12 protein-coding genes are annotated in these 13,965 nt (G+C 70.8%); 5 read left to right on the top strand and 7 right to left on the bottom strand.

Annotation, left to right across the window (positions count from 1 at the left end; all coding sequences use genetic code 11):
* Positions 1-378 precede the first annotated feature (378 nt).
* On the top strand, positions 379-1,059 hold the full coding sequence (locus D7Y13_RS27355; RefSeq protein WP_120584191.1) for a hypothetical protein: 681 nt from the start codon (positions 379-381) through the stop codon (positions 1,057-1,059).
* A 78-nt stretch (positions 1,060-1,137) separates the two neighbouring features.
* On the opposite strand, the gene D7Y13_RS27350 is transcribed toward D7Y13_RS27355, so the two are convergent.
* Positions 1,138-1,860: a lysophospholipid acyltransferase family protein gene (locus tag D7Y13_RS27350; protein ID WP_120584192.1), complete on the bottom strand. Its 723-nt coding sequence runs from the start codon at positions 1,858-1,860 to the stop codon at positions 1,138-1,140.
* 15 nt (positions 1,861-1,875) lie between these two features.
* Positions 1,876-2,673 carry an SDR family NAD(P)-dependent oxidoreductase gene (locus D7Y13_RS27345; RefSeq protein ID WP_233595640.1) on the bottom strand — a complete coding sequence of 266 codons (798 nt, stop codon included), beginning with the start codon at positions 2,671-2,673 and terminating at the stop codon, positions 1,876-1,878.
* A gap of 191 nt (positions 2,674-2,864) precedes the next feature.
* Here D7Y13_RS27345 and zwf point away from each other — a divergent pair, with 191 nt between their 5' ends.
* The 3 genes from zwf to gnd are packed head-to-tail and all read left to right on the top strand — an operon-like array spanning position 2,865 to position 6,514.
* Complete coding sequence (gene zwf / locus D7Y13_RS27340; RefSeq protein WP_120533810.1) at positions 2,865-4,406, top strand: glucose-6-phosphate dehydrogenase; 1,542 nt, start codon at positions 2,865-2,867, stop codon at positions 4,404-4,406.
* Complete coding sequence (gene pgl, locus D7Y13_RS27335; RefSeq protein ID WP_120533811.1) at positions 4,403-5,068, top strand: 6-phosphogluconolactonase; 666 nt, start codon at positions 4,403-4,405, stop codon at positions 5,066-5,068. Before zwf ends, pgl begins: the two co-directional genes overlap by 4 nt.
* Positions 5,069-5,086: 18 nt before the next feature.
* Positions 5,087-6,514, top strand: coding sequence for an NADP-dependent phosphogluconate dehydrogenase (gene gnd, locus D7Y13_RS27330; protein WP_120584193.1), 1,428 nt, complete (start codon positions 5,087-5,089; stop codon positions 6,512-6,514).
* A 25-nt stretch (positions 6,515-6,539) separates the two neighbouring features.
* Here the strand turns inward: gnd and D7Y13_RS27325 are convergent, their stop codons facing one another.
* The 4 genes from D7Y13_RS27325 to D7Y13_RS45860 all read right to left on the bottom strand — a co-directional run bounded on the left by D7Y13_RS27325 (position 6,540) and on the right by D7Y13_RS45860 (position 10,011).
* A complete protein-coding gene (locus D7Y13_RS27325; RefSeq protein WP_120584194.1) occupies positions 6,540-8,174 on the bottom strand; it encodes an acetate--CoA ligase in 1,635 nt (544 codons plus the stop codon).
* Between the two features lie 126 nt (positions 8,175-8,300).
* Positions 8,301-9,170, bottom strand: a complete 870-nt coding sequence (locus tag D7Y13_RS27320; protein ID WP_120533814.1) for a zf-HC2 domain-containing protein — start codon at positions 9,168-9,170, stop codon at positions 8,301-8,303.
* On the bottom strand, positions 9,167-9,724 hold the full coding sequence (locus tag D7Y13_RS27315) for an RNA polymerase sigma factor (RefSeq protein WP_120533815.1): 558 nt from the start codon (positions 9,722-9,724) through the stop codon (positions 9,167-9,169). The genes D7Y13_RS27320 and D7Y13_RS27315 overlap by 4 nt, the downstream gene beginning before the upstream one ends.
* Positions 9,725-9,834: 110 nt before the next feature.
* On the bottom strand, positions 9,835-10,011 hold the full coding sequence (locus tag D7Y13_RS45860; protein WP_158620399.1) for a hypothetical protein: 177 nt from the start codon (positions 10,009-10,011) through the stop codon (positions 9,835-9,837).
* Positions 10,012-10,159: 148 nt separating this feature from the next.
* Between D7Y13_RS45860 and D7Y13_RS27310 the strand changes: the two genes are divergently transcribed.
* Positions 10,160-11,167: a cupin-like domain-containing protein gene (locus tag D7Y13_RS27310; protein ID WP_120584195.1), complete on the top strand. Its 1,008-nt coding sequence runs from the start codon at positions 10,160-10,162 to the stop codon at positions 11,165-11,167.
* 5 nt (positions 11,168-11,172) lie between these two features.
* Here D7Y13_RS27310 and D7Y13_RS27305 read toward each other — a convergent pair whose 3' ends face one another.
* Positions 11,173-13,935, bottom strand: coding sequence for a CHAT domain-containing protein (locus D7Y13_RS27305; protein WP_120584196.1), 2,763 nt, complete (start codon positions 13,933-13,935; stop codon positions 11,173-11,175).
* Positions 13,936-13,965 lie beyond the last annotated feature (30 nt).

The raw sequence follows: 13,965 nt of genomic DNA, 5'->3' as shown, positions 1-13,965 counted from the left end.
CTCCCTTACCTGCCCCCTCTGACATTGTCGAAAAAGGGCGTCATTCCGCGTGCTTGCGCGAACGCCCCTCCTCCCACGTCCTCCGCATCCCACCGCACGCCCCACGGCGCCTGCTTCGTGCCGTCTGGCCGACCCGCGAGGCCCTGCATCCCCGCGTCACACCGTGGGTGCATCACTGGCGCTCCGTGCGCATTTCCGGTGCGGCCAGGGACACAGCGTCCCGGACGGAAGAAATGCAGGCACGCGGGATTCCACGCGCGCGGAGTTCCATCCAACGTGTTCGCGCCCTGGCAGTCCGAGCCTGCTCGGACCACGACGGTGCGCACGCGATCGGATTTGAGGGTCCACCCGTCGCGCGTCGGTGCACAATGCGCCGCCATGCTTCCCGGTGTCTCTTCTCCGCTCGGCATCCTCGCGTCCCTGCTCGTCCTGGGCGCTCTGGCCCTCTTCACCCTGTTCCAGCTCAAGCGCCGGCAGCGCGCGGCGTGGGAGGCGTTCGCGAAGGCGAATGGACTCACCTGCGCGGAGAAGCGGCTGGAGGTGCAGGGCCGCTACCGGGGGCGTCCGCTGCTGCTGGCCACGGGGAAGCGGGGCGCGGGGGGCAAGAAGCGGCACACCGTCACCGTGTTGCGCCTGGACCTGGAGGGCGCGCTGCCCGCGGACCTGCTCCTGGAGCACGAGCGCCCCGAGGACAAGGTGCCGGGAGCCACCACGCCGCGCGAGGAGCATCTGGGCGACGCGGAGCTGGACGCGGCCTTCCTGGTGGAGAACCTGGCCCCGGAGGCGCGCCCGGTGCTGCTGGCCCCGGACGTGCGCAAGCGGCTGCTGGGCCTGCGCGGCCACCGCCGTGTCATCATCAAGGGCGGCTGGCTCCAGGTGGAGCAGCGCGGCGTCCCCGCGAACACCGATGCGCTGGAGGCGTTGATCCGCGCGCCCCACGAGCTGGCCCGCGCCGTCACCGAAGCCGCCCCCGCCCTGGCCTCGTCGCACGCGATGGAAGCCTCCTCTCACGACGACGCGGCGACGGATGAAGGGCTGCCCGGCTCCGAGCACGCCTGAGGCGCGGGACCCCGCGCCAGGCGCGAGGCCGGGCGAAGCCGCGACGACAGCGCCGCTCCAGCACCGACCCCGGGTCCGTCAGCTCGCGACCGCGAGCGCCTCCACGTACTGCTCGCGCACGCGCGTGGCCAGCGCCACCGCGTCCGGACCGAAGCTCTCCGGTGGCAGCGCCGGCAGGACGCGCACCGTGACGGACGCGCTCGGGCTCATCCACGGCCCGTCCCCGTCCACCAGCTCCCGCGTGCCCCGCACCAGCACCGGCACCACCGGCACGTGCTCCTCCAGCGCCAGTTGGAACGCACCCCGTTTGAATGGCAGCAGTTCCCCGGGCGAATACGTGCCCTCCGGGAAGATGAGCACCGGAATGCCCTGGCGCAGCCAGCGGCGGCACGGCCCCAGCAACTGCTCCATCGACTTCGAGCTGCCGCGCACGATGGGCACGTACCCCAGCAGCGTCATCATCCAGCCCACCAGCGGCGTGCGGAACAGCGACGCCTTCGCCACGAACTTGTACGGGGTGAAGAGCCCCATCACCGCCAGGATGTCCGCGAAGGACTGGTGGTTGACGACGTAGACGCACGGGCCCTTGGGCAGCAGCTCCCGTCCCTCCACGCGCACCTTCCATGCGGGCGAGGCATGCAGCCACAGCCCGTAGCACCACCGGCACACCAGCACGTGCAGCCATTGCCGGTGCGGATCCAGCGGATACGCCACCACGAACAACACCGCGCCCAGCGTGAAGAGCAGGGGCGCGGTGACCAGGAACAGCACGAAGAACCACAGCGAGACGGCGTAGCGCATGGAAGGCGGCGGCGGTCAGCGCGAGGACGGCGTCGTCATGTTCGCGGCGAAGCCCATCGCGTAGTTGACCTCCAGGCCGCCGTCCACCACCAGCGTCTGGCCGTTCACGTACGCGGAGCCTTCCGAACACAGCCACTCGATGGGGCGGGCAATCTCATCCACGCTGGCCACGTGCCCCACGGGCACCTGGTCCTTCACCTTCTCCTCCAGGCCCGCCCACGCATCGCCCATGTAGAAGCGGCTGGAGTCCGTGTCGATGTAGCCCGGGTTGACCGCGTTGACGCGGATGCCCGAACCGGTCAGCTCCGCGGCCAGGTACTTCACCATGATCTCCATGGCGCCCTTCATCGCGCCCAGCAGGCCATGGAACGGCAGCGGCATGCGCGAGTCCATGCCGGACACCGCGACGATGCGCCCCTTGCGCCCCTCCATCAGCGGCACCGAACGCTGCGCGCCCAAGAGGAAGCTCTTCACCGTCACGTTGAAGGTCTTGTCCATCTGGTGCAGCTTCGTCTGCATCAGCGGCGTGAAGACGGTGGAGGCCGCGTTGGCGACGAACACATCCAGGCCCTTGAACTCCTCCTGGATGACGTCGAACACGCCGTGCAGCGTCGCGGGCTCCAGCTGGTCCGCCATCACCGTGCGGCAGCGGCGGCCCAGGGCCTCCACCTCCTTCGCCAGGCTCGCCGCGGAGTCCGCGTCCCGACGGTAGGTGGAGACGATGTCATAGCCGGCACGGGCCAGCCGGAGGGAGACCGCGCGGCCCACGCCACGCGAACCCCCGGTGATGAGCGCCACGGGAGGAGTCGTCATGACCCCCGGAAATATCATGTTCCCAGGCGCCTGACGCCGCCCGGTTGCCCGCGCGCTCCCCGGCGGAGCCGGGATGGCCCCAACCTCCGGGGCAGGCAAGACGTCAGGCCCGCATCATTCTCCTGCAATGCGCTTGCAGGGCCGCCAGATTAGCGCCTTAAGGTCCCCGGTCGAACCGGAGGAGACACCGCATGGATGCGCAGGGCGTTCACATCGAAACCCATCCCCGAGAAGGCGAACCGGTGTTCAGCGCGGGCCGCCCCGACCCCTGCGCCATGGTCCTCTTCGGCGCCACGGGCGACCTGGCCGAGCGCAAGCTATTCCCCGCGCTCTTCGAGCTCGCCCGCTCCAACCTGCTGCCGGAGCACTTCGCCATCGTCGCCTTCAGCCGCTCCCCGCTGGAGGACAAGGCCTTCCGCGAGCACGTGAAGGAGGGCCTGAAGAAGTTCGCCCGCACGCAGCCCGTGGACGAAGCGGCCTGGAAGACCTTCTCCGAACGCATCGAATGCGTCTCCGGCGGCTATGACGACCCGGGCACCTTCAAGCGCCTGAGCGACAAGCTGGCGGATGTGTCCAAGCGCCACAAGACGGGCGACAACCAGCTCTATTACATGGCGACGCCCGCCTCCACGTTCCCGCAGATCATCCACAGCCTGGCCGGCGCCGGCCTGCTCAAGCGCGAGGAGCAGCCCGGAGAGAAGCCCTGGCGGCGGCTCATCATCGAGAAGCCCTTCGGCCACGACCTGGAGAGCGCGCGCGAGCTCAACCGCGAACTGGGCGCGGTGCTGGATGAGAAGCAGATCTTCCGCATCGACCACTACCTGGGCAAGGAGACGGTGCAGAACATCCTCGTCTTCCGCTTCGCCAACGCCATCTTCGAACCGCTGTGGAACCGCCAGCACATCGACCACGTGGAAATCACGGCGGCGGAGACGATTGGCGTGGAGGGCCGCGGCGGCTTCTACGACGAGACGGGCGTGCTGCGCGACATGGTGCAGAACCACCTGCTCCAGGTGCTGGCCCTGTGCGCCATGGAGCCCCCCGTGTCCTTCGCCGCGGAGGACATCCGCGATGAGAAGAACAAGGTGTTCCGCGCGCTGCGCCCCGTGGAGGGCTCGGACGTGCCGGACCACGTCGTCGTGGGCCAGTACCAGGGCTATCAGGACGAGAAGGGCGTGAAGAAGGGCTCACGCACGCCCACGTACGTCGCGCTGAAGATGAACGTGGACTCGTGGCGCTGGCAGGGCGTGCCCTTCTACCTGCGCGCGGGCAAGAACCTGAAGCGGCGCATGACGGAGGTGTCCATCCACTTCAAGTCGGTGCCCATCGGCCTGTTCAGCGGCGGCGGCGCCACCTGCCAGCGGCTGCAGCCCAACGTGCTCACCCTGCGCATCCAGCCGCATGAAGGCATCGCGCTGTCGTTCGAGTCCAAGGTGCCCGGCGAGGACGTCAACATCGGCGGCGTCACCATGGACATGGACTACGCGGAGAGCTTCCATAAGCCCGTGCCGGAGGCGTACGAGCGGCTGCTGCTGGACTGCATGCGCGGCAACGCCACCCTCTTCGCGCGCCAGGACAGCGTGGAGCAGGCCTGGGGCTACATCACGCCCATCCTGCGCGCGCTGGAGACCGACGCGGGCGGCACGCTGCACACGTACAAGAAGGGCAGCACCGGCCCTGACGCCGCGGACGCGCTGCCCGCGAAGAATGGCCGCCGGTGGTCCACGCTATGACGAAACCGCTCATCGTCCCCCCGGAGAAGCTGACCCTGGAGGCCTCCGACTGGCTGGCGCGAGAGCTCCAGAAGGCGCTCGCGACGAAGCAGCGGGTGAGCCTGGCGCTGTCGGGCGGCAACACGCCGCGCCCCGCGTACCGCGCGCTCGCGGAGCACACGCTGCCCTGGGAACGGGTGGACGTGTACTTCGTGGACGAGCGCTTCGTGCCGCCCGACCACGCGGACAGCAACTACAAGCTGGTGAAGGAATCGCTGCTCACGCCGCTGAAGCTTTCGGACGCGCAGGTGTTCCGCATGCAGGGCGAGCGCGAGGACCGCGATGACGCCGCGGCCGACTACGCGAAGACGCTGCCGGAGCGGCTGGACGTGGTGCTCATCGGCGTGGGCGAGGACGGCCACACCGCGAGCCTGTTTCCCGGCCACCCGGCGCTTTCGGAGCGCACCGCGCGGGTGCTCGCGGTGAAGCAGACCTCCAAGCCGCCACCGTGGCGGATGACGCTGACGTTCCCCGTGCTCCAGGGCGCGGGGGCGGTGCTGGGACTGGTGGCGGGCGAGGGCAAGCGGGACGCCATGCGGCGGGTGCTTCAGGGCGATATGCAGCTGCCCGCGTCGCACGTGACGAACACGCAGTGGATGCTGGACCCCGCCGCCTACGGGTAGGCGCGGCTCGGAGGGAACATGGGCACACAGACAAAGCCTGCGCAGTTCGGCGTGGTGGGCATGGGCGTCATGGGCGCGAGCCTCGCCCTCAACATCGCGGACCACGGGTTCAGCGTCGCGGTGTGGGACCGCCACCCGGAGGCCATCACGAAGGTCCAGAAGGAGAACCCGAAGCAGGCCCTGGCCGGCTGGCCGGAGCTGGAGGCGTTCGTCTCCGGCCTGGAGCGTCCGCGCCGCGTCCTGCTGATGATCACCGCCGGCGCTCCGGTGGACCAGATGATGGAGCGGCTGTTCCCGCTGCTGTCGCCCGGCGACGTCATCATGGACGCGGGCAACTCCTGGTACCTGGACACCCGGCGCCGCGAAGCGCTGTGCAAGCAGAAGGGCTTCCACTTCCTGGGCATCGGCGTGTCCGGCGGCGAGGAGGGCGCGCGCAACGGCCCGTCCATCATGCCGGGCGGCCCCAAGGACGCGTACGCGCTGGTGCAGCCGGTGCTGGAGGCCATCGCCGCGCGCAGCGAGGAAGGCCTGTGCGTCACCCACGTGGGCCCGGAGGGCGCGGGCCACTTCGTGAAGATGGTGCACAACGGCATCGAGTACGCGGACATGCAGTTGCTCGCGGAGACATACGACGTGCTCCGCCGCGGCCTGGGCCTGGACACCGCGGCCCTGGCCGACCTGTTCTCCAAGTGGAACGAGGGCATCGCCGAATCGTTCCTCCTGGAGACCACCATCAAGGTGCTGCGCAAGCGCGACCCGGAGACGGGCAAGCCCCTGGTGGACATGGTGCTCGACAAGGCCGGCCAGAAGGGCACGGGCAAGTGGACCGTGCAGGTGGCGCTCGACCTGGGCGTGCCGGTGCCCTCCATCGCGTCCGCGCTGGATGCGCGCAACCTGTCCGCGCACAAGGAGGACCGCGTCGCCGCGAGCAAGAAGCTGCACGGCCCCTCCGTGTCGCTCACCTCCGAGGAGCAGCAGCACCTGGCCCAGTGGGCGCACGACGCGCTCTACGCGGCGCGCGTGGTGACGTACGCGCAGGGCATGCGGCTCATCCAGGCGGCCTCCGACGAGTACAAGTGGGGCGTGTCGCTGGCGGAGATGGCGCGCATCTGGCGGGGCGGCTGCATCATCCGCGCGAAGCTCCTCACGCCGCTGCGCGCGGCCTTCCAGCAGCAGCCCACGCTGCCCAACCTGATGGTGTCGGAGGCGTTCGCCCCGGAGCTGGAGAAGCTGGCACCGTCGTGGCGCAAGTTCGTGGGCTCGGCGACGAAGGCGGGCATCCCGGTGCCGGTGTTCAGCAGCAGCCTGGCGTACATGGACAGCTACCGCAGCCCGGAGCTGCCGCAGAACCTCACCCAGGCCCAGCGCGACGCGTTCGGCGCGCACACCTACCAGCGGCGGGACAAGCCCGACGCCGGCTTCGTGCACTCGGACTGGCTGAAGTAGTCCTCCGCTCCCCGGCTGCGCGCCCCTACTTCTTCTGGGTGGCGCGCAGCTCCGCGCGGCGGATCTTCCCGCTCACCGTCTTGGGCAGCTCCGAGACGAACTCAATTTCGCGCGGGTACTTGTAGGGCGCCGTCGTCTTCTTCACGAAGTCCTGCAGCTCCTGCGCGAGCGCGGGTGACGCGGTGTGGCCCGGCGTCAGCAGCACGTACGCCTTGATGCGCTGGCCAATCTTGTCGTCCGGCACGCCGATGACGGCGGACTCGGCCACCGCGGGGTGCTCCAGCAGCGCGGACTCCACCTCGAAGGGGCCCACCCGGTAGCCGGACGTCTTGATGACGTCATCCGAGCGCCCCACGAACCACAGGTAGCCTTCCGCGTCGCGCACCGCGCGGTCGCCCGTGACGTACCAGTCGCCCCGGCTGCTGGCCGCGTTGGCCGCGTCGTCATTCAGGTAGCCCTGGAACAGGCCCACCGGCCGCTCCGGCTTCACGCGCACCGCGATGTCGCCCTCCTGCCCGTCCGCGACCTCCTCGCCCTGCTCGTTGATGACCCCCACGGTGAAGCCGGGGGACGGCTTGCCCATGGAGCCCATGCGCGGCGGAAGCGACGGGAACATGCCCACGATGACCACCGTCTCCGTCTGGCCGTAGCCCTCGCGGATGAACAGCCCGGTGGCCTCCTTCCACGTCTCGATGACCTCCGGGTTGAGCGGCTCGCCCGCGCTCACCGTGTGGCGCAGCGAGGACAGGTCCACCGCCTTCAGGTCCTGCAATACCAGCGCGCGCCACGCAGTGGGCGGCGCGCAGAAGGTGGTGACGCGCTCGCGCTCCAGCACCTTGAGGAAGGCCACCGGATCAAACCGCCCGCGGAAATCGTAGACGACGTTGCACGCGCCTTCGCTCCACGGACCGAAGAGCTTGCCCCAGGCGCACTTCGCCCAGCCGGTGTCGCTGAGCGTGAGGTGCCGGTCCTCCGGCCGCAGGTCCAACCAGTAGCGCCCGGTGATGAGGTGGCCCTGGCCGTAGCTGGCCTGCGTGTGCTGCACCATCTTCGGCATGCCCGTGGTGCCGGACGTGAAGTAGATGAGCAGCGGATCCTCCGCGCGCGTCGGCGGGAAGGCCGCGGCCTCGCCTTCCGCCAGCGCCTCCGACGCGTAGCGCGTCCACGGCGCCGGAGCGTCCCCGGTGGACACCCACGTCGTCACGCCCAGCACATCCATCACGCCCTCGAAGCGGTCCAGGCAGCTTGCGTCGGTGAGGACGGCCTTCGCGTGGGCGGCCTCCAGCCGGTAGCGGATGTCCTTGGCGGTGAGCATGGGCGTGCCGGGCATGAAGACGATGCCGGCGCGGATGCACCCCAACACCAGGAACCACCACTCCGGCACGCGCGGCATCAGGATGAAGGCCCGGTCGCCCCGCTTCAGGCCCAGCCCGGTGAGGAAGCGCGCCGCGTGCAGCGAGCGCTCCTTCAGCTCCTGGAAGGTGAAGCGCTGGGAGCGCCCGGACTCGTCGGACCACTGGAGCGCGGGGGCCTGGGGCCGCTCGGCCGCGTGCCGGTCGATGACGTCGGTGGCGAAGTTGAAGTGCTCGGGCCGCTCCCACCGGAAGTCACGGCGGGCGGTCGCGTAGTCGACGGGAGCGCGGGGGGAGGACTCGGGCATGGGCAAGCTCCTGGAGTGTTCCGACAACCCCAGGAGCCTGACACGTCATCCCGTGTCCGAAGGCGATTCACCCGCGCGGGGCGCCCGATGGTGGACGCTCCAGCGCGCGGGAGGGACGACAGGAACTCAGGGGGCCGCGCTGCCGAGCTGCCGTGCCTGCGCGCGCGCCTCTTCCACGCGCTCGCGCGCCTCGTCGCTCCAGCCGGGCTCGCCCAGGGCCGCCACCTTCTCGAAGTCGGTCGCGGCGCGCGCGTACTGCTTCAGCCCGTACAGCGCGAGGCCGCGGTTCCACAGGGCCTGCGCATGCGCCGGCTCCGCGCGCACCACCGGGTCCAACAGGCCCAGCGCGTCCTGGAAGCGGCTCTCGTGCAGCGCCACCACCGCCAGGTCGTTGTCGCGAGCGAGCGACGCGGGCTCACGCACCAGCACCGCCTGCGCCTGCTGCCACTGACCGTGCAGCACGTAGGCCGCGACGATGCCGCGGAACTCCTTGCGCTCCTCCATCTCCGCCAGCGGACGCAGCGGCAGGGGGGCCGGGGCCGGCGCCTCCGCGGTCTCCGCGCCGGTGACGTTGCCATTGCCGCGCATGGGCATGTAGCGGCGCCACTGGTCCGCGCGGGGATGCGAGACGCGACCTTCCAGCGCGCGCGTGGACTGGTTCTCCAGGAAGACCACCGCCGGCACTTCCGCCTCCGGCATCATGCGCGGCACGAAGACGGCGCAGAGGCTGGCGGCCATGGCCAGCGGCGCCACCACGCGCGCATTGCGGCGCACCCACGCGCCCAGCGCCACCACGTTGCCGTGAGACGGCTGCGCGGGCTGCTCCACGACGCCCGTGCCCAGCGCCCGCGCCGCCAGCAGTTCCAACTGGAGCAGGTCGCGAAGGCCGCCTTCGCAGCCGGGGCAGCGCGGCAGGTGGTGCCGGAAGCCCTCCGCATCCGCCTCGGACAGCTCACCGTCCATGAAGAGATGCAGCTTCGTGCAATGCGCGTTCATACCTGGACTCCCCGCTCCCGGGCCACGGCGACGCTCGGAAGCAGCAGTTCCCTGAGGTCACGGCGCGCCAGCGTCAGCCAGCTGCCCACGGTGCCCACGGGGACGTTGAATTTCTCGGCAATGGCCTGGTAGCGGAGGCCTTCCGCGTGCAGCCTGTACGCATCCCGCAGGTGCGGCTTGAGCTGCTCGATGGCCGCCTGGAAGGCGTCATTGCCCACCAGCTCCCAGTTCTCCTGCTCCCCATCCCCCGTCGCTGGCAGGTCCTGCACCAGCGCCAGGTGCGGCAGCCCCCGGACCTCCGTCCGCTGCCTTCGGCAGTGGTCGAGGAACCGGTTCGTCATCGTCGTGCACAACCACGCCGCGCACGCCGCTTCCGTGCGGTCCTTCAGGTGGCCGAACTCCGGCAACGCCCGCTCGAAGGCCTCCTGGACCAGGTCCTCTGGATCCAGGATGCCGCGAGCGCACAACCGGCGGGCCACGGCCAGCAGGCTGGGCCGGTGTCGCTGGCTGAACGCCTCGAAATGGCGCCGTTCCCGGTTGAAGAGGTTGGCCATGACGCAAGGACCCGAAGTGACTGGTGGGCTTCCTGACTAAAGACGCCGAGCGCTTTGTTTCTTGAGAGAAAAATGCCCGGAAGCGCGGACAGGCCCGCCGGGCAGGACGCTCACCGGGCGACTTCCGCCCCCTCCAACAGGGCCGGGACCGAAGGCGGCGGCAGCGGACGGCGCCGCGCCCGGGGCTCGCGCTGCTCGCAGTTGACGTAGGAGCCCTTCACATGTGGGGCGCTGTGGTCGGGCTCGAAAGCTCCGGGTCGGGCAAAGGACACGTCTCCGGGGGTCATGGATCGCTTCTCCTGGTACGACGGAAGTCCGGCGTAAGCATGGGATGGGTAGAAAAAGACGGACGGGGCCAGTCCATACCACGCCCTGACGCACGTGCAGGAGGGGCCCCCACCGGGTCAATCCTTCAAGAATTTCAAGGAGTTCCGAATGAGCGAGGACAAGTCCCTCTTGCGTCCGGAGTGGCGCCAGTGGCTGGCGGAGAATCTGGCCCTGGGGGTAGGGCCGGAAGAAGTGCGACAGGTCCTGGTGGGTGCGGGCGTGGACCCGGCGCTGGCCCACGAGGAGATGGAGGCGGTGCAGAAGCACCCCTACTACCAGGCATGCCTCCAGGTGGCCCGGCACTTCGGGTGGCTGGAGTCGCTGATGGATGTCTACAGCGAGCTGCGGGCCCAGGACGGGGGCCGCCAGCTGGAGGTGCGCGAGCACCTGGCGCCGGAGGAGTTCTTCGGCCGCTACTACCTGGGCCACCGGCCGGTGGTGCTGCGCGGGCTGATGAAGGACTGGCCGGCGCTCCAGAAGTGGTCGCTGTCCTACTTCCGCGAGCGCTTCGGCCCGGTGGAGGTGGAGGTGATGATGGGGCGCGACGCGAACCCGGAGCACGCGGCCCAGCACGACCGGCACCGCACGCGGATGCCCTTCACGGACTTCCTCACCATGGTGGAGTCCGGGAAGGAGACGAACGACTACTACATGGTGCCGCGCAACGATAACTGGCGGCACGCGGGACTCTCGCCGCTGCGCGAGGATCTGCGCGCGCCCGAGGGCCTCATCGACCCGTCGTTGCAGGCGGACATGATGACGCTGCTCCTGGGGCCCGCGGGCACCGTCACCCCGCTGCACCACGACAACATGAACATCCTGTTGGGCCAGGTGATGGGCCGCAAGCACGTGAAGCTGGTGCCGTCCTACGAGCGCCACCGCGTCTACCCGCACCGGGGCACCTTCAGCCACGTGGACGCGGGGAAGCCGGACCTGATGGCGCACCCGCTGTTCGCGCAGGCCACCGTGCTGGAGACGGTGCTGGAGCCCGGGGACATGGTGTTCCTGCCCGTGGGCTGGTGGCACTGGGTGAAGGCACTGGACGTGAGCGCCAGCGTCACCTTCCACCACTTCCTCGTCCCCGGCGGCAACACGCACCTGGATGCCCCCTTCTAGTCCGGTCAGTCCGCCTTCTCCACCAGCAGCACGGAGCGCGTCCACGCGGCGCGCGCGTCGCGTGCAAGCCACGCCTGACGCTCGTCGCGCAGCGCGACGGCGGCGGGCGTTCCCGCGTGGATGCGGCGGCGGACCCCGTCGAAGAAGCGGCCCGCCGCGTCCGGGATGTCCACCGTGGAGGCCAGCACCGCGCGGGCCCCGGAGTCGATGAAGGCCGCCGGCAGGCTGAAGGGCTCCGTGCTCTGCAGCGCCGTGGTGCGGCCCGCGCTGCACGCGGCCAGGAACACGGTGGGCGACCCGGTGAGCCGCTGCTCGCGCACCACGTCCGCGGTGAGCGCGTAGCGGCCGTTCACCTCCGGCGACAACACCACCAGCGACGCGCCGGAGATGCTGGGGTCGGTGATGCCGTGCGCGTGGATCTCAATCTCCGTGGCGTCCGCCATGCGGGCCAGCACGCGCGACGGCGTGGCGTCCGAACCGGACAGCACGTCCGGCGGCGCGGCCCCCGGCTCCGCGTCCGGCGTCCACGCGGGAAGCCGGGGCAGCTGCAACAGCGACGGGGCCTCCACCCCGGCCACCACCAGGCGGCGCGAGGGCGCGGACTGCGAGCCGGGCGCCGGACGCGGCCCCTGGGCGCGGCCCAGGCGGAAGCTCCACGCGATGTCCGAAGGCAGCAGGTCCGTGCGGCCGAAGACGGGGGCCCACGCGAGCACGTCCACGCGGTCGCAGCCGGAGAGCGTCTTGCGCAGGGCCTCCGGCACCAGCCGGGAGGAGTCCGCCCGCGCGAAGGGCTCCTTGCGCGCGGCGTCGTAGTGCCCCTGGACCTCGCCCTTCGGGCCCAGCGCCACCAGCACGGCGCGCTCGGCGTGGACGCTGGCGGCCAGCGCGCACCGCGTGGGCACGGGCGTGCCCAGCTGCGCGGCCATCAACGTCACCACCTTGGGGAACTCGCCCGTGCGGCCCGCGTCCACCGCGAGCGACGAATGGCTGAGCGCCCAGGACTCGCGCGCCAGCGCATCCCCTCGCGGCAGCGCATCCGCCTCCGCGATGGTCGTCTTCAAGAGCGCCTCACCCCGGGTCCGGTCCTGATCCAGGACGAAGCGGCCCTCCAGATAGTGCGCATAGGCGCGGTCGCCCCCCAGCACGTTCGGCCCCGACACGGCGTTGGAGGTGACGCGGCCCAGCCACTCGGCGTCATTGGGACCGGAGCCGGAGCGCGTCAGCTCCGCGAGCGTGGCACCGAACACCAGCTCCATGCGGTTGTCGGCGCAGGCGGCGGCGATGTCCAGCTCGCGCCGCGCGTCCGCCGGCCGCAGGTCCAGGTAGTACAGGTGCGCCAGCTGCACGTGGGGCCACGCGCAGTGTCGCGTGGGGCCGCGCGCCATCCACTCCTCCAGATAGGCGCGCGCGCTGCCCAGGTCGTTGCGGGAGCGCGCCACCTGGGAGAGCGACTCCAGCGCGTTGAACTCCAGGTCCCACTCGCGAAGCTGCCGGGCCCCCGCCCACAGCACGCGCGCGTGCTGCTCCGCCTCCGTCACGCGCTGCATGTCGTAGTAGAAGACCGCCAGCCGTCGCTCCAGCTCCAGGCAGCGCACCGTCAGCGTGCCCTCGCGGCAGTGCTGGAGCGCGGAGAAGAGCCGCTGCTCGCCCTTCCACCACGCGCCGTCCGCGACCTCTTTGTAGGCCTGGTCGCGCTCCGCCTGGTACATGAACCATGGATCGTCCAGGCGCTTGATGCGCTCCAGCACGTCCTTCAGGTTCTTCATCGTGCCGTTGCGCGTGCGGAGGATGGCCCCCATGTAGAGGTCCTCGTCACCGGGCAGGCGCGCCTTGTCCAGGAAGCCGTCGGGCACCGTGCCGCCCGGGCGCATCGCCGCCGCGTACTGCCGCGCCAGCTCCCCGCGGCGGGTGAAGTCGCGCTTCGCCACGCGCTGCACGTAGTCCGTGAGCGTGCGGCCGCCCTGCACCCGGTCCAGCTCCTGCGCCAGCGGCATCAGCGCCAGCGCGCGCTCCTTGGATTCAGCGGCGCGCACCACGTCATAGAAGACGCCGCGCACCGTGCCCGGAAGCTGACGGGCGGCGTCCAGCGGCAGCGGCGCCTTCGCGTCGTCCATCAGGGCCAGCGTCGCTTCGCGCGCCGCCTTCCACTGACGCTGGCGCTCCAGCGTGCTCTCGCGCAGGGACAGCGCCTGGGCGTGGGCCTCGCGGCTCCAGCCCTGCTCGCCCAGCTTCGCCACCTGTTCGAAGAGCTCCGACGCGCGCAGCGTCAGCCCCATCTCCCGGAACACCAGCGCGCGGTTCCACAGCGCCTGCGGCAGGTTCGGCTTCACCGCCAGCGCGCCATCCAGGAGCCGCAGCGCCCGTTCGAAGTCGCCGCGCGCGAGCGCCACCGCGCTCAAGTCACTGTCGCGCTCCGGGGAGGCCGGCATGCGCTCCAGGAAGGAGGCCGCCTGGTTCCACTCCGCTTCCAGCGCGTACGCGGCCGCGATGCCGCCCCAGTCCTCCCCGGCCTCCATGCGGGCGAGCGGGCCCAGGGGCATCGGCTCGGCGGGCACGGGACAGCCGCCGGCGGGCGCGCGCGAACGGTAGCGGTCCGCTTCCGCGTGCGTGAGGCGGGACTCGATGCGGGCCGCCGCCCTGCGCTCCACCCAGAAGCTGTCGGTGCCGGGCGGCGCGCTCGCCGCGGGCTTCAGGGCCGCGACTCCGGCCGCCATCAAGGGGATGGCCAGAGCCAGCGCCCAGAGCTTCTTCTTCGCCGGCTTCACCATGCGGTCCCCTCGGGCGCCTCCCCCTTGCTG

The sequence above is a fragment of the Corallococcus praedator genome (assembly GCF_003612125.1).
Lineage (GTDB): Bacteria > Myxococcota > Myxococcia > Myxococcales > Myxococcaceae > Corallococcus > Corallococcus praedator.
The sequence above is the reverse complement of the archived record's forward strand: the minus strand, read 5'-3'. Positions and strand labels throughout refer to the sequence as shown.

Bases quoted from the DNA above. Each gene is read 5' to 3' on its own strand.
- D7Y13_RS27355 (WP_120584191.1), top strand. From the start codon at position 379: ATGCTTCCCGGTGTCTCTTCTCCGCTCGGCATCCTCGCGTCCCTGCTC.
- D7Y13_RS27350 (WP_120584192.1), bottom strand. From the start codon at position 1,860: ATGCGCTACGCCGTCTCGCTGTGGTTCTTCGTGCTGTTCCTGGTCACC.
- D7Y13_RS27345 (WP_233595640.1), bottom strand. From the start codon at position 2,673: ATGACGACTCCTCCCGTGGCGCTCATCACCGGGGGTTCGCGTGGCGTG.
- zwf (WP_120533810.1), top strand. From the start codon at position 2,865: ATGGATGCGCAGGGCGTTCACATCGAAACCCATCCCCGAGAAGGCGAA.
- pgl (WP_120533811.1), top strand. From the start codon at position 4,403: ATGACGAAACCGCTCATCGTCCCCCCGGAGAAGCTGACCCTGGAGGCC.
- gnd (WP_120584193.1), top strand. From the start codon at position 5,087: ATGGGCACACAGACAAAGCCTGCGCAGTTCGGCGTGGTGGGCATGGGC.
- D7Y13_RS27325 (WP_120584194.1), bottom strand. From the start codon at position 8,174: ATGCCCGAGTCCTCCCCCCGCGCTCCCGTCGACTACGCGACCGCCCGC.
- D7Y13_RS27320 (WP_120533814.1), bottom strand. From the start codon at position 9,170: ATGAACGCGCATTGCACGAAGCTGCATCTCTTCATGGACGGTGAGCTG.
- D7Y13_RS27315 (WP_120533815.1), bottom strand. From the start codon at position 9,724: ATGGCCAACCTCTTCAACCGGGAACGGCGCCATTTCGAGGCGTTCAGC.
- D7Y13_RS45860 (WP_158620399.1), bottom strand. From the start codon at position 10,011: ATGACCCCCGGAGACGTGTCCTTTGCCCGACCCGGAGCTTTCGAGCCC.
- D7Y13_RS27310 (WP_120584195.1), top strand. From the start codon at position 10,160: ATGAGCGAGGACAAGTCCCTCTTGCGTCCGGAGTGGCGCCAGTGGCTG.
- D7Y13_RS27305 (WP_120584196.1), bottom strand. From the start codon at position 13,935: ATGGTGAAGCCGGCGAAGAAGAAGCTCTGGGCGCTGGCTCTGGCCATC.